18 protein-coding genes are annotated in these 20,524 nt (G+C 39.1%); all 18 read right to left on the reverse strand.

The window, feature by feature from the left end; genetic code table 11:
* Positions 1-32: 32 nt before the first annotated feature.
* The 18 genes from rbfA to LMB56_RS05265 all read right to left on the reverse strand — a co-directional run bounded on the left by rbfA (position 33) and on the right by LMB56_RS05265 (position 20,524).
* On the reverse strand, positions 33-392 hold the full coding sequence (rbfA, locus tag LMB56_RS05180) for a 30S ribosome-binding factor RbfA (protein ID WP_003665800.1): 360 nt from the start codon (positions 390-392) through the stop codon (positions 33-35).
* A 19-nt stretch (positions 393-411) separates the two neighbouring features.
* A complete protein-coding gene (infB, locus tag LMB56_RS05185; protein WP_065532820.1) occupies positions 412-2,670 on the reverse strand; it encodes a translation initiation factor IF-2 in 2,259 nt (752 codons plus the stop codon).
* A gap of 13 nt (positions 2,671-2,683) precedes the next feature.
* Entirely contained in the window at positions 2,684-2,995 is a 312-nt protein-coding gene (locus LMB56_RS05190) for a L7Ae/L30e/S12e/Gadd45 family ribosomal protein (RefSeq protein WP_003665798.1), read from the reverse strand.
* Entirely contained in the window at positions 2,982-3,284 is a 303-nt protein-coding gene (gene rnpM / locus LMB56_RS05195; protein WP_003668183.1) for an RNase P modulator RnpM, read from the reverse strand. Before rnpM ends, LMB56_RS05190 begins: the two co-directional genes overlap by 14 nt.
* Positions 3,285-3,312: 28 nt before the next feature.
* Entirely contained in the window at positions 3,313-4,500 is a 1,188-nt protein-coding gene (nusA, locus tag LMB56_RS05200) for a transcription termination factor NusA (RefSeq protein WP_229283869.1), read from the reverse strand.
* A 20-nt stretch (positions 4,501-4,520) separates the two neighbouring features.
* A complete protein-coding gene (rimP, locus tag LMB56_RS05205) occupies positions 4,521-4,994 on the reverse strand; it encodes a ribosome maturation factor RimP (RefSeq protein ID WP_003674323.1) in 474 nt (157 codons plus the stop codon).
* Between the two features lie 133 nt (positions 4,995-5,127).
* Positions 5,128-9,459 (reverse strand): PolC-type DNA polymerase III, encoded by a 4,332-nt coding sequence (locus LMB56_RS05210; RefSeq protein ID WP_229283868.1) that lies wholly within the window; start codon positions 9,457-9,459, stop codon positions 5,128-5,130.
* 74 nt (positions 9,460-9,533) lie between these two features.
* Positions 9,534-11,267 carry a proline--tRNA ligase gene (locus tag LMB56_RS05215; protein ID WP_229283867.1) on the reverse strand — a complete coding sequence of 578 codons (1,734 nt, stop codon included), beginning with the start codon at positions 11,265-11,267 and terminating at the stop codon, positions 9,534-9,536.
* Positions 11,268-11,295: 28 nt separating this feature from the next.
* Positions 11,296-12,570, reverse strand: coding sequence for an RIP metalloprotease RseP (rseP, locus tag LMB56_RS05220; protein WP_229283866.1), 1,275 nt, complete (start codon positions 12,568-12,570; stop codon positions 11,296-11,298).
* 22 nt (positions 12,571-12,592) lie between these two features.
* Positions 12,593-13,378 carry a phosphatidate cytidylyltransferase gene (locus LMB56_RS05225; RefSeq protein ID WP_003665791.1) on the reverse strand — a complete coding sequence of 262 codons (786 nt, stop codon included), beginning with the start codon at positions 13,376-13,378 and terminating at the stop codon, positions 12,593-12,595.
* Between the two features lie 19 nt (positions 13,379-13,397).
* Entirely contained in the window at positions 13,398-14,177 is a 780-nt protein-coding gene (locus LMB56_RS05230; protein ID WP_229283865.1) for an isoprenyl transferase, read from the reverse strand.
* A gap of 305 nt (positions 14,178-14,482) precedes the next feature.
* Positions 14,483-15,658 (reverse strand): RNA-guided endonuclease TnpB family protein, encoded by a 1,176-nt coding sequence (locus LMB56_RS05235; protein ID WP_156249907.1) that lies wholly within the window; start codon positions 15,656-15,658, stop codon positions 14,483-14,485.
* Entirely contained in the window at positions 15,658-16,056 is a 399-nt protein-coding gene (gene tnpA / locus LMB56_RS05240) for an IS200/IS605 family transposase (protein WP_035167654.1), read from the reverse strand. The genes LMB56_RS05235 and tnpA overlap by 1 nt, the downstream gene beginning before the upstream one ends.
* Before the next feature lie 179 nt (positions 16,057-16,235).
* On the reverse strand, positions 16,236-16,799 hold the full coding sequence (frr, locus tag LMB56_RS05245) for a ribosome recycling factor (protein ID WP_035157866.1): 564 nt from the start codon (positions 16,797-16,799) through the stop codon (positions 16,236-16,238).
* Between the two features lie 4 nt (positions 16,800-16,803).
* Complete coding sequence (gene pyrH, locus LMB56_RS05250; protein WP_003666862.1) at positions 16,804-17,526, reverse strand: UMP kinase; 723 nt, start codon at positions 17,524-17,526, stop codon at positions 16,804-16,806.
* A gap of 81 nt (positions 17,527-17,607) precedes the next feature.
* Entirely contained in the window at positions 17,608-18,483 is an 876-nt protein-coding gene (tsf, locus tag LMB56_RS05255) for a translation elongation factor Ts (protein WP_229283864.1), read from the reverse strand.
* Between the two features lie 97 nt (positions 18,484-18,580).
* Positions 18,581-19,369: a 30S ribosomal protein S2 gene (gene rpsB / locus LMB56_RS05260; RefSeq protein ID WP_229283863.1), complete on the reverse strand. Its 789-nt coding sequence runs from the start codon at positions 19,367-19,369 to the stop codon at positions 18,581-18,583.
* A gap of 162 nt (positions 19,370-19,531) precedes the next feature.
* The gene (locus LMB56_RS05265) at positions 19,532-20,524 is read right to left on the reverse strand and encodes a D-2-hydroxyacid dehydrogenase (protein WP_229283862.1); all 993 of its coding nucleotides are present in this window, start codon (positions 20,522-20,524) and stop codon (positions 19,532-19,534) included.

Below are 20,524 nucleotides of genomic sequence, written 5' to 3' on the forward strand. Positions count from 1 at the left end.
AGTAACTTCTGTCTCGCTCCCCTTTTTGCTAATTATTTTTCTTTTTTGTGTAAGTCGTTAATGAGTTGATCAATTCGACTACCGTAAGCAACTGATGGGTCTCTTACAAATTTAATTTCTGGAGTCTTAAAAATATTAAGACGTGCACCTAATTCACTGCGAATTAACCCAGTCGCCTTATCTAATCCAGCCTGTGCCTTTTCGGCATCAGAAGCAAGATCTGACAAGATACTGTAATAGATAGTTGCTTGCTGGAGATCACCAGTAACATCCACACCTGTAATTGTAACGTTTTGTACACGTGGATCACGAACACGTTTTAACAAGATTTCATCAACATCTTTTTGAATTTCTTGAGCTAAACGATCTACTCGATATTGTTTACTTGGCATCTTTATCTCTCCTCAGCTTTTACTTAACTGGAACTTCTTTCATCTTGTAGGCTTCAATAACATCCATTTCCTTAATGTCATTGTAGTTTTCGATTGTCAAACCACATTCGTAACCCTGCTTAACTTCTTTGACATCATCTTTGAAGCGCTTAAGACTACCTAATTCACCTTCGTAAATAACAACGCCATCACGAACTAAACGAACCTTTGCATCACGGGTAATCTTACCAGAAGTAACCATTCCCCCGGCAATTGTACCAACCTTTGATGCCTTATAGATTTGACGAACTTCTACTTGACCAATTGTTTCTTCCTTGTATACCGGTTCAAGCATCCCCTTCATCGCATCTTCAACTTCTTCAATTGCATCGTAAATGACACGATGAAGACGGATATCAATACTATTAGAATCAGCCAATGTCTTAGCTACGGCAGTTGGACGGACATTAAAGCCAATGATAACCGCATTAGATGCTTCAGCTAAGGTAACATCACTTTGATTAATGGCACCAACGGCTTGGTGAATAATATCAACACGAACACCGTCAACTTTAATCTTTTGAAGACTTTGACTTAAAGCTTCAACCGATCCTTGAACATCGGCTTTAATGATAATTGGTAAGGTCTTCATTTGACCCTTCTTCATAGTAGCAAAAAGGTTGTCTAATGTAACGTGAGAAGTCTTTTGACGTTCCTTATCCATGGCACGTTTAGCCCGTTCTTCACCTGCTGCACGGGCAGTCTTTTCATCATCAAAGACAACAAACCGGTCCCCAGCTTCTGGTACTTCATTTAGCCCAGTAATCTCAACAGGAGTAGATGGGGTGGCTTCTTTAATCCGACGACCATTTTCATTTGTCATTGTCCGCACACGACCAAATGTGTTACCAACAACAATTGGGTCCCCGACATGAAGAGTACCTTGTTGAACTAAAACAGTAGCAACTGATCCCCGACCTTGATCAAGACGGGCTTCCACAACTGATCCAGCTGCATTTTGATCTGGATTAGCCTTCAATTCCAGCATTTCAGCTTGGAGTAGAATCATATCAAGCAATTCATCAAGATTCTTGCCAAATTTAGCAGAAATCTTAACAAAAATCGTATCTCCACCCCAATCTTCAGGAATCAAGTTATACTTTGCTAATTCTTCAGTTACACGATCTGGATTTGCACCTGGCTTATCAATCTTGTTCACTGCAACAATGATTGGTGTCTGGGCAGCTTGCGCGTGGTGAATCGCTTCAACTGTCTGTGGCATAACTCCATCATCAGCTGCAACAACAAGGACCGTGATATCAGTAATATTAGCTCCTCGTGCACGCATTTCAGTAAAGGCAGCGTGTCCTGGCGTATCAAGGAACGTAATTAATTGATCATTATAGTGAACTTGGTAAGCACCAATTTCCTGGGTGATTCCCCCCGCTTCATGTTCAGTAACATGAGAGTGACGTAACTTATCAAGCAAGGTTGTCTTACCATGGTCAACATGTCCCATAACGGTAACAACAGCTGGCCGCGTTACTTGGTGTTCAGTATTATTTTGTTCATCTTCAAACATCTTATCAATGTCTGAAACGTCAACTTGAACTTTTTCCTTAGCCTCAATACCGTAATCAGTTGCTAATAATTCAATTGTATCCTTATCAAGTGACTGATTTTGGTTAATCATTACACCAAGCATAAATAATTTTTTAACGATTTCTGCTGGTGAACGGTGTAAGATCTTTCCTAAGTCTTGAGCATTCATCCCATCAGTATATTCTAATACTTCTGGAAGCGGCTTATCTTTTCGTTGTGTTGGTTGCTTATGAGCTACCTCACGTAACCGCTTGTTCTTATTGTGTTTCTTGTTCTTCTTATTTTTCTTATTAAAGCGTTTGCCATTACGGCCTTGATCGTTATTTAAGCTGCCGCCAAATCGACCACCGTTGTTTTGGTGTTGATTATTTTCTTTTGTTCCATTGTTTGGCCGGCTATTGTTTTTCTTTTGTGGACGCTCATTTTGAGTTTTATCATGATCATGGTGTTGATTATGATTTTGTGCTTGATGGTTATTTTGCTTATTGTGACCATCATTTTTCTTTACTGGTTGGTGTTGATTATTAGTTGTTTTTTGTCCACCCTTTGCAAGTTGACGTAATTGTTGCGCTTGATCTGGGGTAACAGAAGACATGTGACTTTTAACTCCCATTCCTTGCCGATTGGCCATATTAACTAAGTCTTTGCTAGGCATTTTTAATTCCTTAGCTAATTCATAAATTCGTTCTTTGGCCATATGCTCACACTCCTTATCTCATAGTTAGTAGTTCCTCAAACTTTCTTGCAAAACCTGATTGCATTACACAAAAAACTGTTCGTGCTTGCCCTGTTGCCTGACTAAGCTGTTCCCTAGTGAAATCTGTTGAAAAAGGAATGCCATAAAACTTACATTTATCAGTAATCTTTTTTGCACTAGCCTTTCCAGCATCTGAAGCTAGGAACACAAACTTTGCCTTCTTAGTTTGAATATTTTTTAAGACAATCTCTTCCCCACTTTGAAGTTGCCGGGCACGCCGAGCGATTCCAAGGAGGTTTAAGACCTGTTCTTTATTTTTGATCATTACCAAATAACTCTTGTCGTGCCTGTAGGTGGTCTGCATACTTGATTAATTCATCATAAAATGATTCATCAAGTTGAACGTGAAAAGCTTTTTCAAAAGTTTTTTCTTTCTTGGCGCGCTTTGCAATATCCACATCTACTGCAACATAAGCTCCACGACCAGGCTTCTTACCGGTTGGGTCTAAGGATACCTCATTTTCCTTATTCTTAACTACCCGAATTAATTGCCGTTTGGGCATCATTTCACCGGTAACAATGTCTTTACGCATCGGTATTTTTCTCTTTTTCATTATTTTCACCCCGCTGCTTAATTTCTAGTTATTCTTCGTTATTGTCAATATTTTCTTCTGAATCAGCTACTTCTTCAGATTCTTGATCATTTTCAGCCATTTCAGATTCAGACTTGATATCAATCTTGTACTTAGTCAAACGAGCAGCGAGACGAGCATTTTGTCCCCGCTTACCAATGGCTAAGGATAATTGACTATCAGGAACAACGACAGTGCATGAACGTTCTGTTTGTCCTTCAGTCGTTTCTTCCCCTTCGCTATCTTCAGTTTCGCTTGTTGCCTTCTCCTCGTTAAAGATTACATCAAGTACTTCTGCTGGGTTCAAAGCATTAGCGATAAATTTAGCGGGATCCTTAACGTACTCCACAATATCCATATTCTCGCCATCAAGTTCATTAACGATTGCTTGGACACGAGAACCACGTGGACCAACGCAAGTCCCAACCGGATCAACATTAGGATCATTTGAGTATACCGCAACCTTAGCACGATCACCTGCTTCACGAGCAATATTTTCGATTAAGACAGTCCCATCCTTGATTTCTGGTACTTCCCGTTCAAATAATCGCTTTAAAAGTTCTGGAGCAGTCCGGCTAACAAAGATTTGTGGTCCCCGACGATCGTCATTTACTTTCGTTACGTATACTTGAATCCGATCATGGACATGGTAGTGCTCATTAGGCATCTTATCTCTAAAGCCCATGGCACCTTCTACGCCATCTCCTAAATCAACGTATGTGAAACGCTTATCTTCTCGTGAAATTTCACCAGTGATAATCTCGTTTTCATAAGTCTTGTACTTGTCGTAAATGATTTTCCGTTCTTCTTCACGGAGACGTTGCATTACCACTTGTTTAGCAGTTTGGGCAGCAATCCGACCAAAGTCACGAGGAGTAACTTCTTCGCGAATTTCATCGCCAATGTCATAACCTTGACCATGAGGGAGCTTCCGCGCATCAGCTAAACTCATGAATTCGTTGCTATCTGCTTCGACTGCTTCTTCATCATCAGTAATTGTTTTTACAGCGTAGACTTTAATATTACCAGTCAATGAATTGAATTCTACTTCAACATTCTTATCACCGTAATTTTGCTTGTATGCTGATTCAAGTGCTTGTTCTAACGCTTCAATAACAATCTCTTTCTTGATACCCTTTTCTTTTTCAAGATAATCAAGGGCGCCAATCATCTCAGTGTTAATTTTTGGCTTACTCACCTTTCGACACTCCTTTAATACTAGAATTTAATCGCTAATCGGGCCTGGGCAATTTTCTGACGATCAATCGTAATTTGCCGATGACGAGTCTTATCTAAATAATCCAACGTAATTTCTTTATCAGATAATTGCGTTAAGGTACCCTCATAAACCTTTTGACCATTAATCTGTTGGTAAAGAGAGATGTGAATGTAATGGTCAATTGCTCGTTGATAATCTTCCTCTTTCTTTAGTGGGCGTTCAGCACCTGGTGAGGAAACTTCTAAAAAGTAAGCCTGTGGAATTGGATCAGGTTCAACATTATCTAATGCTTCACTTAATTCATCACTGACAAGTGCGCAATCTTCTAGCGTAATCCCACCGTCTTTATCAATATAAACGCGGAGGTACCAGCTTTTACCTTCTTTTACAAACTCTAAGTCATATAAGTAAAAATCATGGTCCTGTAAAATCGGCGTTACAAGATCTGTTACAGTTTCTACAACACTGCTCAAACGTGTCACCTCCATTATTTGCAATAAAAAGAGCGAGCATCTCTGCTCACTCCCACGAGTTATTTACCATAATCTATTGTAGCATGTAACATCGCTACTGGCAAGCAATGAAGCATGTTTTCATTGTTATTCCTTAAAACAAGCTAAGTTGATTTTCGTCAGGCAGCTTATCTAATACATGATTATCGGTGAGGAAATCAATCAGTGTCTGCGAAACCTTCCCGCGCTCTGCCAAATCTTCTTTAGAAAGGAATGGCCGTTCTTCACGTGCGGCAACAATTTGCTTAGCAACGTTTAGTCCTAATCCAGGAACTGCTCGGAATGGTGCAATTAATGAATCACCATCAATCAACCAATCGGAGGCATCTGATTTTTCAATATCAACCATCTTAAATTTGAAGCCCCGTTCCAGCATCTCATTAGCTAGTTCAAGGATTGTTAAGAGATTCTTCTCTTTTGCACTGGCATCATTTCCCTTATCATTGATTTCTTTCATCCGTTGCTTAACCGCATCTTTACCGTGAGACATCGCTACTACATCAAAGTCATCTGCGCGCACGGAGAAAAATGCACAATAATAAACTAACGGGAAGTAAACCTTAAAGTAAGCAATTCGCAGCGCCATTAAAACATAAGCAGCCGCGTGCGCCCGCGGGAACATGTACTTGATCTTCAAACATGAATCCATATACCATTGCGGAACATTAGCTTCATGCATCTTTTCTTGCCACTCGTCTGGAATTCCGCGACCTTTCCTTACGTGTTCCATAATTTGGAAAGAAATTTCTGAGTCCATTCCATAGTGGATTAAGTCGGTCATGATGTTATCACGACAACCAATCACATTAGCGATAGTGGCAATTCCTTGTTTGATTAGTTCCTGGGCATTATCTAGCCACACCCCAGTTCCATGTGAAAGACCAGAAATTTGTAGTAATTGCGAGTAGTTTTTCGGATGAGTATCCTCCAGCATTCCCCGGACAAATCGCGTCCCGAATTCCGGCAATCCTAGTGTACCAGTTTTACTTTGAATTTGTTCTTCAGTTACACCCAATACCTTAGGACTAGAGAATAAGGCCATCACCCCTGGATCATCCATTGGAATCGATTGAGGATCAATTCCTGATAGGTCTTGTAAGGCACGAATCATCGTTGGATCATCATGCCCCAAAATATCCATTTTAAGAATATTATCGTGAATCGAGTGGAAATCAAAGTGAGTTGTTTCCCAGGCAGCTGTTTGGTCATCAGCAGGATACTGTACAGGTGTAAAGTCATAAATATCCATATCATCAGGGACAATAATAATTCCCGCTGGGTGCTGACCAGTAGTCCGCTTAACACCTGTAGCTCCTTTTGCTAAGCGATCCTCCTCTGCCTTTCTAAATTCCTTTTCTGTATCTCGTTCGTAAGCTTTCACATATCCATATGCAGTTTTATCGGCAACCGTACCAATCGTCCCGGCACGGAATACATTTTTTTCACCGAATAAGACTTTCATATAGTTATGGGCAATTGGCTGGTAGTCACCGGAGAAGTTTAAATCAATATCCGGCACCTTATTCCCCTTAAATCCAAGGAAAGTTTGGAATGGAATATCATGACCGTCTTTTACCATTAGAGTGCCACACTTTGGACATTTTTTATCTGGCAAATCGAAACCTGAACTATATTCCCCTTGTGTATAGAAGTGGGTAAATTGACAATTTGGACAACGGTAATGTGGTGGCAACGGGTTAACTTCTGTAATTCCCGAAAGCGTTGCAACCACACTTGAACCAACAGATCCCCGCGAACCTACTAAGTATCCATCTTTATTGGACTTAGCTACTAGTCGTTGGGCAATTAAATAGTGAACAGAGAAACCGTTCTTAACAATACTGTTCAACTCTAATTCAATTCGGTCCTGAACTAGTTGTGGCAAAGGATCACCATACCATTTTCGCGCAGTATTCCATGTCCGATCTTGGATTTCCTGTTCGGCCCCCTTCATATGCGGTGGATAAAGTTTATCTTTTACTGGCCGAATATTGTCATCAATCTCAGCTGCAATCTTATTACTATTCTCTACAACTAATTCGTGGGCTTTTTCTTCACCGAGAAAAGCAAATTCATTTAGCATTTCATCAGTCGTTCTAAAGTGAACTTCTGGACGCTCAGTTCGATTTAACGGGTTTGCGCCACCTTGCGAGTTAATCAGGATCTTACGGTAAATTCCATCATGTGGATCGAGGTAATGGACATCTCCAGTGGCAACCACTGTTTTCTCCAACTCATCCCCTAATTTGACCATATTTTTGAGGATATCTTCAAGGTGGTCTTCATCTGCAATCACATGTTGTTCAAGCAACGGTGCATAGTTTGGCTTGGGCTGGACCTCAATAAAATCATAGTAGCGAGCCTTTTCTAGTGCTTGATCGTAACCCTTCTCCATCATTGCGGTAAATACTTCTCCCGATGAACAAGCAGTTCCCAAAAGCAATCCTTCACGATATTTCGTCAGCACTGTTCGCGGAATTCGCGGTACCCGGTAAAAATATTCAACGTTTGATAGCGATACTAACTTAAATAAGTTTTTCAAGCCAGCCTGGGTCTGCGCAAAAATCGTTACATGAAAAGGCCGCGCATGACGGTAAGCATTATTTTCTTCCATATGCTTGTTTAAATCATCCACATACTTCACATCATAACGGACTTCAGCATCTTTCAAGAACTTATAAAGCAAGTGTCCTGTAGCTTCCGAATCATAGTTAGCACGGTGGTGATGTTCCAACGCTACCTTAAACTTTTTACTAAGCGTGTTTAATCGGTATCCTCGCATATCAGGATATAAGAATCGCGCCAGTGGTAATGTATCGATTACTGGTTCCGCGATTTTTCCCATTTGGTGACGTTCATAGCCAGTATTCATAAAACCCATATCAAATGAAACGTTATGACCAGCAATAATACAGCCCTTACAAAAGTCCTTGAACATCTGAAAAACTTCTTCTTCAGTTTTTGAACCCTGCACCATTTCAGTGGTGATACTAGTTAAATTAGTTGTTTGTTCTGATAACGGGAAACCAGGATCGATGAATTCATCAAAACGTTCCAAGACATTTCCATCTTGCATTTTAACTGCAGATAATTCAATTACCTTATCGTAAATTGCTGATAACCCTGTCGTTTCCACGTCAAAAATGACATAAGTCTGATGAGCGAGCTCTTCATGATTCTCGTTATATACCAATGGAATTCCATCATCAACAACATTAGCTTCCATCCCATATAGCATTTTAATGCCCGTTTTTTGGGCCACGCTAAATGCTTCCGGAAAAGCCTGGACATTCCCATGATCGGTTACCGCAATTGCTGGATGTCCCCATTTATGAGCACGAGTTGCAAGCTCAGTAATCGAATTAGTGGCATCCATCTGACTCATTGTTGTATGCGTATGAAGTTCAACTCGTTTATCATCTTGAGGAGCTTTATCTTGACGCGCTGTATGAGTTACTTCATTAACATCATAAGCCGTGATTACCAAGTCTCGCATCCAGGTATCTTCTTGTACAGGTCCGCGAACTTTCAACCACATTCCTGCTTTGATATTGGCAAATTGTGCTTCTTCATCACTGTTACGTGAGAATTTCTTGACAGCAAAAGAAGAAGTATAGTCTGTAATTTCAAACGTTAATAATTGACGACCTGAGCGTAGTTCGCGAATTTCTGCATTAAATACATATCCTTCAACAACTACGGATCGTTCTTCACCCTCAATGTCTTTCATTTGAATAACATTCTGCTTACTATCAATCAACCGGCCAAGTTGGACTGGACCATCGGCAGGAGCGACTGGTGCACTTTTCTTTGCTGTCTTCTTTGCGGCCTCATTTTTCTTGATCCGGGCAGCCGCCTTGGCAGCAAGCGCGGCATCGGCCTTCTCGTGTTTAGCTTTTAATTCTTCAATTTTTGCTTGCGAGGCTGACTGATCAACAAACGGATGAATCCTAAATTTAGGAAATCCTAGCTCTTGGTATGATTTTTCAATCTTATCTAATGCTTTCTGTGCTAGTAAGTCTTTAATTACCTCATTTTCGACAACCAGCGTCACACGCCCATCCTTAACCTCAGGAGCCGTTTGTAAGCAAGCTTGTTGGAGCATTGGTGTATCACTAATTGCCTTATTAATGATGAACTGCCAATAATTAGCTATCTGTGATTCATCAAGTTCTGTCATGGGAGTACTAATCTTTAAACTAACTTTAGCAATATCTTTAAACCCTAGCTGTAAGCTCTGATTGAACTGCGTAAATAGGTCATACGGTAAAGCTTTATTAAAGATTAAGTGAAATTCCCATTGCCGAGACTTTTTATGAACAACAACTGATTGAACTGCGGCATTTCTGAATGCAGAATTGTCTTTTTCCGGAAAGTGAATTTGTTCTAATAGTTTTCCAAATAATTCTTGGCGACTTAATCCCACGTTTAATCCTCCTACTTAAAAATGTGGTGCGAGTAACGTTACTTATCTTAACATCGCAGCCACATTAGTTTAAATTATTTGTTTTTTTCTTCGTTCAATTGCTTTAGTAAAATTCCCACCGTATTTACTAGCTCTTCCTGTTTAACTTCAACAGTTTCACCAGTTTTACGGATCTTAATTTCAACAATACCATCTTGAGCTTTCTTACCAACAGTAACCCGAATTGGAATACCAATCAAATCTGAATCAGCAAATTTAACCCCTGCTCGTTCTTTCCGGTCATCTACTAATACCTCATAACCAGCTTCAGTTAATTGTTGATCGATCTTATCAGCCATTGCCATTTGATCTTCTTTCTTCGCATTAACCGGAATTACGTGAACATCAAATGGAGCAATACTATCAGGCCAGACAAGACCATTTTCATCAGCATTTTGTTCAGCAACGGCGGACAATAGACGAGTTACACCAATACCGTAGCTTCCCATGATTACGTCTGTCAACCGACCATTGCTATCAAGGACTTGGGCACCAAGTTTACTTGAGTAATGAGTACCTAACTTAAAGATATGACCAATTTCAATTCCGGGAGTAAATTTAAGCGGTTGGCCATCAGGAGCAATTTCTCCTTCTTTAACATTCCGGAAGTCACCAAACTGATCAACGCGGAAGTCGCGATCAATATTAGCATTAACATAGTGGTAACCATCTTCATTGGCACCACATGCCATATTAACTAAGACCTTAACATAATTATCAGCAAGAATTTTTACTTCTTCGCCTACTCCTACAGGTCCTAATGATCCAGGATGAGCATTAAGGTACTTTTCGGCATCTTCTTCTGTAGCTAATTCAAGTTCTTCACAATCAAGATCATTTGTTACCTTTGCTTCATTAACTTCATCATCGCCACGCATTAATACTAAGACTGGTTGGTATTCATCTTCACTCATTTTAGCAATGTAAAGCATTGATTTGATTACTTGATTAGGATCAAGATCTAAACTTTCCGCAGCTTCATCTACCGTATGAGCACCCGGAGTAGCTTTTTTCTCAATTGGTGCCGGAGCTGCTGTTTGTTGTACACCAGTAAATTTACTTTCAGCTTTCTCAATATTGGCAGCGTAATCTCCATCAGTATAAGCGATTATGTCTTCCCCTACTTCAGCTGGTGCAGAGAATTCTTGTGAGTTCTTACCACCCATGGTTCCCGAATCAGCGAGAATAACTTTATAGTTTAAGCCAATCCGATCAAAAATGTTCCGGTAAGCCTTTGCTTGATTATTGTAGGCTTCGTCTAATCCTTCTTGATCTGCTGAGAAGGAATAACCGTCAAGCATTTCAAATTCTTTCCCACGTAGAATACCGTACCGAGGACGATCTTCATCACGAAACTTATCTTGTAATTGGTAAACTACTAATGGAAGCTTCTTGTACGACTTAATACTATCACGCAATACTTCAGTAAAGGTTTCTTCATGGGTTGGGCCCAAAATAAAGTCACGGTCACGACGATCTTTAAGTTTGAAAAGATTATCACCATAGCTTTCGTAACGACCAGATTCCTTCCACAAATCAGCTGGAAGAAGTCCCGGCATAAGCATTTCAACCGCTCCGGCCTTATCCATTTCATCACGAATAATATTTTCTACTTTTCGAATAACCCGGTAAGCTAATGGCAAATATGACCATACCCCCGCAGATACTTGGTAAATGTATCCGGCACGAATCATCATCTTATGACTTAAGGCTTCCGCATCACTTGGGGCCTCTTTTTTTGTTGGAATTAATACCTTTGACTGTTTCATTAAAAAATATACTCCTTTGTTTTTTTAATTACCGAATAAAATATCTTTGAATATCGTTCCATGTTACTAGAACCATAAGTGTTAGTAAGATTAGGAAACCAATCATTGTGATAATTCCCTCAGCTTTTTCAGGAATTGGTCGCCGAATGATCGCTTCAACAATATTCAATAACAATTTCCCGCCATCCAATGCTGGAATTGGTAATAAGTTAACAATTCCTAAGTTGATTGATAAGAGGGCTAAGAAATTTAAAACTCCATTGATTCCCAATGAGGTGGCTTGCGATGTCCCAGCATAAATTGCTACCGGTCCACCAAGGTCATTTAAGCTAAACCCATGAGTAACCATGTGGCCAAGAACACTAAAGATTAATGTTCCCGCTTGGATAAATTGTTGCCAACCAAACTTTAATCGAGCAGCTAAACTTCTCTCTTGCTTTTCAACAATTCCAATTTGGCCAACTTTTTGATGACCTCGCTCAACCGCTTTTGGTGTTAGCTTAGTATGATAAGTTTTATTGCCACGCTCATACGTTACTGACACTGTCTTATTAGGCTTATTTGAAATATTCGTTGAAAGGTCAGTCCAATTATTTATTTTTTGGTTATTAACCTTAACAATCCGATCGTTTGCTTTTAAGCCCGCTTTGGCAGCTACGGAACCAGCATTCACTTGCCCTAACTGATTGCTATTAGTTGGTACGCCCGTTAAGGTGAAGCCAAGAATGATAAATACCACTAAGGACAAAATGAAATTATTCATCGGACCAGCAAAATTGGTCATCATCCGAGCAGGCAGACTTGCTGAACGAAATTGCACATCACGTGGAGCAATCTGTACCTCGGTTCCGTCTCGCTCAATAATCATTGCATCATGGTCAACACTATATACCCTTAGCTGATCTTCGTCCCCATTGACATATCCTTTTATCCATAAGCCATCTTCTAAATCACAAGCAACTAGTTGAAGGGGGATCCCCTGAAATAAGGTTGTTTTATCACTAGCATTAATACTAATAACTTTATCTTGATCATTTAGTTGAATCGTTAGCGGGGTACCTGGCTTTAACTCATCTTGGTCCTCATCATCAGCCCCAGCTAAACGAACATAACCACCGAGGGGCAAAATTCGAATAGTATAGGTAGTACCATTTTTTCGTCTCCACCAAATTTTTGGACCCATTCCTATTGAAAATTCACGAACCAGAATTCCTGCTCGTTTAGCAAAATAATAATGACCATATTCATGAACAAGGACAAGGATTCCAAAAACAATAATAAATGTAATAATTGTTATTATCAAAAAATCTCTTCCTTACGTTTGATTAAATGATCCCTAATAAATGAAGCATTGGCATAACAATTAGCATACTATCAAACCGATCTAAAATTCCACCATGGCCTGGAAGAATTTTTCCTGAATCCTTCACACCGTAGTAGCGTTTTAATGATGATTCGATTAAGTCACCAAATTGACCGAAGATTGAAAGAATCAAAGTAACGAATATCATTGTTACCCAACCTGCGCCAACAGGGATAAAGTAGCAATAAATAGCCAAAATAATAACAGCCGCTAATGTACCACCAATTGAACCTTCCCAAGTTTTATTAGGACTAATCTTAGGAGCAAGTTTATTTTTCCCGAGTTTTCGACCAATTAAATATGCTCCACTATCTGTAATCCAAACGATTAGCATTCCATATAATAGCGTTTGAAAATTGATTGCCCGGGCAGCAATAAAGTAGCGAAATCCCATTCCAATATAGAGCATTGCCAATGTTAAAACCCCAGCATCATCAAAAGTAAAGCGTTGTTTTCGAATAACCGTATGTAATAGAAGTAGAACAACTAAAATATAGAATCCGAACCATCGAGTTGCAACGCTGGGTAAGAAGTCAAGCCAGCTATCCGGCAATATTAATAAAGCAACCCCCAGATAACTGATCAAAGCTTCAAACGAAATTACAAACATTTTTTTCATTACCAATACTTCTGACATTGCAACCATTCCTAAGGCAACTGCTGCAATTGTTAATGGCCAATGACCATATATAATAAGCGGTATAAAGATTGCAAGTGCAATTACCGCGGTCGTTATTCGTGTTTTCAAAACAAAATCCCCTTATTATTTATTGATTTTTTAGCCCACCGAACCGCCGATGACGTCCTTGATAGGCAATTATTGCTGATCGCAATGAATCTTCATCAAAGTCTGGCCAGTGTTCTGGAACAAACTCCAATTCACTATAAGCAATTTGCCACAGCATAAAGTTACTAATCCGCTCTTCGCCACTTGTTCTGATTAGCAGGTCAGGGTCCGCAAATTGACCTAACTGTGCTGACATCAAGTACTTACCAAACGAATCTTCATCAATATCCGCAAGTGCCAAATTCCCATTTTGAACGTCTTCTACAATCTTTTTAGCAGCTTGAGTGATCTCATCTCGACTTCCATAGTTCAAAGCAAAGTTGAGAATCATTCCTGTACAGTGGGCTGTATCAGCCATTGCGTCTTTAACAGCTTTTTGCGTAGCTTCAGGTAGTTGCGTAATATCTCCCATCACTGTCACCTTAACATTATGTTTGACAAGATCTGGAACAAATGTTGAGAAGAAGCGGACAGGCAACTGCATTAAATAACTTACCTCTGAAGAAGGACGTTTCCAGTTTTCGGTTGAAAAAGCATATAATGATAAGACTTTTACCCCTAATTCACTAGCAGCAATTGTAATCTTTTTTACTGTTTGCATTCCCTGCTTATGACCAGCAACCCGTGGAAGGTGCCGTTTCTGTGCCCACCTACCATTACCGTCCATAATAATTGCAATATGATTAGGAATACGTTCCATATCAAGTTGCTGATTTATTTCATCATGTTTACTTTTGGAAAACACTAATTGTTCCTCCATTTTTTATCATGTACTTAAGATTAATTACAGACACTTCTTAAAAATTCACGTCTGCCAATTAATTATAGCCTTTATTATACCAGAGGCAAATTTCGATTTGTCAATCCACAGTAAATTGTTACATAGTTTTATCATAACAATTCAATTTTAGCCAAATTGAACTACTCCCACTTAGCTAAACCTACGGTTTAATGCTTGAAGTGGGAGATTCTGGAAACATCGCATACTTACCCTACCGATTCTGAACGAACCTTCAAGCAGAGGTTACGACTATTAACCAAGGCTCGTCCCGAGCCTAACTTTATCTATCGGATAGCTAATCCTTTTTGCAAGATGACTTGTGCAGCGTTAATATCACGATCTAAATGTTTACCACAGTTTGGACAATCCCACTCACGTACCGCTAACCATTCCGATTTATTTAATCCTAACCGATGATTATTCTTCCCACAATTAGCACAAATTTGGCTAGTATATGACGGATTGACCTGAATAAGCTTTTTACCGTACCAGTCACACTTATATTGCAATATATCTACTAATTTTGACCAGCTAGCGTTAGCGATTCCTCTAGCTAAATGGTGATTTTTCATCATTCCCTTAGTATTAAGTTTTTCCAACACAATGATGTCGTACTTTTTGACCAATTTAGTAGTGAATTTTTGTAGCTGATCCAACCGTTGGTTGGCAATCTTTTGCCGATACTTCGCCACCATAATACGAGCTTTCTGATAATTCTTAAAATCGTCTAATTGCCGTGGAACTAACACTTTATTATGATGATCCCAGGCGATTTCCTGCTGGGCCTTTAAGAACCGACGACTACGCAATTTCTCCCAACGATACAACTTTTTACGGTATTTGTCTTCAAAATGATTGATCGGTTCCTTGCATCCATCTGAAAGATTAAGTAATGACTTAAGTCCTAAATCGCCACCAATATATTTACTTGTTTTAGGAAGAGTTTGGTTTTCGCTTTCCACTAAAACAGTAATGTAATATTGACCAGCAACGTTCAGACGAACAGTGACATTCTTAATTTTACCCATTGGCAATCGACCAGCCCTAAAATAGACGATACCGAGTTTTGGTAACTTTATATGATGGCAATCTAAAACTTTAATATTGCCATTAACGTACTTTGAATTGTAGCTCTGAGAATATTTTCTGGATTTAAATCGAGGGAACTTATTTTGACCTTTAAAAAAGCGTTGAAAAGCATCGGCTAAATTGCGATTAGCACTTTGCAAAGCAGTTGATTCTGCTTGTTTCAACCAAGGATACTCAACCTTAAGTTGTTTCAACAGATTATTCATCCCAAAGGCATTCACAAATTTAGCTTCCGGATTGTTCTTGCGCCGTTCAATTTGCATATTAAGCATTTGATTCCATACAAAACGAACACAACCGAAGGTTTGCCAGAGCTGATTTCGTTGTGCTAAATTTGGATAGATGCGCATTTTAACGGCTTTTAGAACCATTATTTTCTCCCTTGACTTTCAATATATCGTTTTAAAACTTCTAAAGGCGCTCCACCAGTGCTAATTAAGCAATAGCTTTGTGTCCAAAAGGCTGATTTCCAAAGATACTGCTTGATTTCTGGAAATTGTTTTTTGACCATTCTGGAGCTAGACGATTTGTAAGCATTTAAAAATTTAGCCATTTCCGTATGAGGCGTTGCTCTAAACAAAACATGTACGTGGTCCTGATCATGATTCCATTCTTGCAAATTAATGCCGTATGCTTGTCCTACAACTACAAAACGATGTTTAAGATATTCAGATATTTCATCGTTAATTACTTTTCGACGATACTTAACCACCATTACCAAATGGTAATTAAGTAAGTATACTGAATGCTGATTTCTATCTAATTCTATTGTTATCACCACATTTTATAGATATATACTAAATATATCATAGAACAAAAGAAAAAGCACTAACGTGCTTTAAGAGAGCGATTCATCCCCTACTTATAGAAATGGGGGTATTCTCGCAAATTTATGGATAAAAAGGTTGTGGACTTACGCAAAGTTCACAACCTTTTTATTTTTGAAAACTAGCCTTCCATTAATTCCTTTTCTTTTGCATTTGCAATATCTTCAAGGTTCTTAATTCCAGCATCTGTTTCGTTTTGAACTTTCTTTTCAAGATCATGGAATTCATCATCATTAAAGTCGCCGTTCTTGTTACCCTTCTTTAAGTCATCCATCGCTTCACGACGAACGTTTCGAACTGCAACTTTTGCCTTCTCTAATTCAGCTTTAACGTCCTTTACTAATTCTTTCCGCCGATCTTCAGTTAATTGTGGAATGATTAAGCGAATTGAACTTCCGTCGTTTTGAGGAGTTAATCCTAAATTAGATGCATAGATTGCTTTTTCAATTTCTTCAAGCACGCTTTCATCATAAGGGGTGATTAATAATTGCCGTGCTTCTGGAATTGTGATTGATGCAACTTGATTTAATGGAGTTGGTGCTCCGTAGTATTCAACTTTAACAGAATTTAATAAACTTGCATTGGCTTGACCCGCACGAATATCAGCAAGTGTCCGTTGAAGTGCATCACCCGATTTTGCCATTTTTTGTTTGGCATCATTTAAAATTTCTTTTCCTGTAGCCATATTATCAGTCTCCTTCAATTGTTGTACCAACTTCTTGACCAGTTACTACTTTCATAATATTGCCTGATGTGTTCAAGTTGAAGACTACCAATGGAATATGATTGTCCATCGATAGTGAACTAGCAGTAGTATCCATTACATGTAAATTCTTTTCAATGATATCCATATGGGTTAAATGATCAAACTTAGTAGCATCCTTAACTTTATTTGGATCAGCTGAGTAAACACCGTCAACCCCATTTTTACCCATTAAAATGGCATCAGCGTTGATTTCTGCTGCTCGCAATGCGGCAGTAGTATCAGTTGAGAAGTAAGGACTTCCTGTTCCACCAGCAAAAATAACGATTCGATCTTTCTCTAAATGACGAATAGCTTTCCGCCGAATATATGGTTCAGCAATTTGGCGCATTTCAATTGAAGTTTGTACCCGGGTAGGAACACCAATTGATTCAAGCGCATCTTGAAGCGACAAGGCATTCATAATAGTTGCTAACATTCCAATGTAGTCAGCTTGCGCACGTTCCATCCCTAATTCAGCACCAGTAACACCACGCCACATGTTACCACCGCCAACAACAATAGCAATTTGAACGCCCAAATCATGAACTTCTTTTAATTCCTTAGCTACATCCTTTAAAACGGGAGGGTTAATCCCAAAACCCTTGTCGCCAGCTAATGCTTCTCCACTGAGCTTTAAAATTACTCGCTTATATTTAATATCTGCCATATGATATCCTCCTTGAATTGGTAAGTTAATTTTTAAAAAAGGACGCACTACATTGAGTACGTCCTCCTTTTGACCGAACGCTTAGTTCATTTGGTCCTTAACTTCTTGAGCAAAGTCATCTTGCTTTTTTTCGATTCCTTCACCGACTTCGTAACGAATGAAGGACTTCAACTTACCATTCTTGCTTGAAACATATTGTTCAACAGTTTGGTCAGAATCCTTAACAAAGTCTTGATCGGCTAAACAAATTTGTGAAAGGAACTTGTTTAAACGACCCTCAACAATCTTGTCAACGATCTTTTCAGGCTTTCCTTCGTTTAAAGTTTCTTCCTTGAAGATAGCACGTTCATGGTCAAGACGTTCTTGAGAAACATCATCACGAGTCATGAATTCAGGATTGATAGCTGCAACGTGCATTGCAACGTCTTTAGCAGTGGCATCATCAGCACCTTCTAAGACAACTAATGCAGCAATTTGACCACCTTGGTGTAAGTATGCACCAAAGCTATCGCCGTCATCCTTTTCTACAACAGTAAACCGACGAAGACTAACCTTTTCACCAGTCTTTTGTGTAGTACTGATAATATCATCATTTAATGTACCATTTTCTGTCTTGATTTCTAATGCTTCTTCAACATTAGCAGGCTTGTTTTCACTAATTAACTTAGTAACCTTCTTCAATAAATCCTTAAATGGTTCACTAGCAGCAACGAAATCAGTTTCTGAATTCAATTCAACGATTGCAGCTGTATTACCATTAACAGCAATATCAGCTAATCCTTCAGCTGCAACACGATCACTCTTCTTGGCTGCCTTAGCAATACCCCTTTCACGAAGGTAGTCCATTGCTTTGTCCATGTCACCATCACTAGCAACTAATGCCTTCTTAGCATCCATGATACCGGCACCGGACTTTTTACGTAATTGCATAACTTGAGCAGCTTTAATTTCAGCCATGACGAAATCTCTCCTTTTATAATCTTTTTTGAAAAAAGGGCTGTTTAGTACTTAGGCCAGAATGGTCCGTACAAAACAGCCCAAGAATTTAATATTTTTATTCTTCTTTACCTTCAACGCTGTTCTTCAAGTTCTTTAATGAATCTTCGCTAACAGTTTCGTTAGCAGCGTTATCATCAGCAGTTTCTTGTTGAGCATCGTCTTGACCTTGCTTACCTTCAACAAAAGCATCAGCCATCTTTGAAGTAATTAAGCGAACGGCACGGATAGCATCATCGTTTGATGGGATAACGTAATCAATGTCGTCTGGGTCAGTGTTAGTATCAACCATAGCTACGATTGGAATGTGTAACTTTTGAGCTTCCTTAACAGCGATTTGTTCCTTGTGAGGATCAACAATGAACATAACATCTGGGATCCGTGGCATATCTTCAATACCACCAAGGAAACGTTCAAGCTTTTCACGTTGCTTAGTTAAAACAGCAACTTCCTTCTTAGGAAGAACATCAAATGTACCGTCTTCGCTCATCTTCTTAAGTTCCTTCAAACGAGCGATCCGTGATTGGATAGTCTTCCAGTTGGTCAAAGTACCACCTAACCAACGGTGGTTAACGTAGTATTGACCTGCACGAGTAGCTTCTTCTTCAATAGCATCTTGAGCTTGCTTCTTTGTACCAACAAATAAAGCAACACCATCGTTAGCAGCAACATCCTTCATGTAGTTGTAAGCAGTATCAATTAACTTAACAGTCTTTTGTAAGTCAATGATGTAAATACCGTTACGTTCAGTAAAGATGTATTCTTCCATCTTTGGGTTCCAACGACGAGTTTGGTGACCGAAGTGGACACCGGCTTCAAGCAATTGCTTCATAGATACAACAGACATAAATATACCTCCAAATTGTTTTTCCTCCCCAGTCTTCTTCTGGCAATGGGACTAATTAAGCACCCTCACCACCATCATTCTGGGTGTGAAATTGGCGTGTAACACCGAAATATAGTATACAAAAAACCTTGCAAACTGACAAGGTTTTTCACTTAACTTATTTTAAAATTTAACTAGTTTATCTGAGGTGCCAGTTTTAATCAAATCTAGATTGGCAGACAAACTCATCTTAACCATATTTTTAATTGCTTGATCAGTATAAAAAGCAATATGTGGCGTGATTAAAACATTTGGTCGATCAACTAAATCTTTAAATTCGTCATAATCAACTTCTTGGAAATTAATTTGCTGGTTAAAAATCTTGGTTTCACCAGTCATTACGTCTAGAGCAGCTCCTCCGACTTTACCGCTATTCAATGCTTCAATCAATGCCTTTTCATCGACTAATGGTCCACGTGCAGTATTAACCAGTAAGACCCCGTCTCGCATCATTGCAAATGTTTCTTCATTAAGCATTTTATCTGTCGCTGGAACATGAGGTAAATAAAGCGAAATAATTGTTGCCCGTTTATATAATTCATCAAGGCTAACGTATTCAACAATTCCTTTTAGTTCCTTATTTTGGTGACGGCTATATGCAATCACTTTGGCACCAAAACCAGCAAAGATTTTAGCCGCCGTAGATCCAATGTTTCCTGTTCCAACTATTCCAACAACCTGTTTATTCATTTCCTTAGCAATATGCGGTGCCCAGTTATAATCTCCTTTTGCTAACTTCAAATAAAATTCTTTCGTTCGACGTAAAAGGTTAAGTGCTTGAGTAACTGAAAATTCAGCAATTGCAGCTGGGGAATAAACCGGTACATTGGTAATTTGAAAACCAAGTTCTTGTACTAATTCATGGTTAAGATTATCAACCCCAACATTTCGCAATGACATCTTTGTAATACCATTAAGTGCTAATTGACGTAAGGCCTCGTCTGAATAAGGCTTTTGCTGGAATACTACTACTCCATCGCTTCCTTTAGACAAGTTAACTGTATTTTCATCTAAAAGTTTCGTTGTTGAGTCTACAGTTACTTCAGGATGTTCCTCTTGCCATTCCTTAATGTAAGGAACTTCATCCTGATAAACACCATACATATAAATCTTCAT

Origin of the sequence: Limosilactobacillus reuteri (assembly GCF_020785355.1) — a bacterium.
In the GTDB taxonomy this organism is placed as follows: Bacteria; Bacillota; Bacilli; order Lactobacillales; family Lactobacillaceae; genus Limosilactobacillus; species Limosilactobacillus reuteri_I.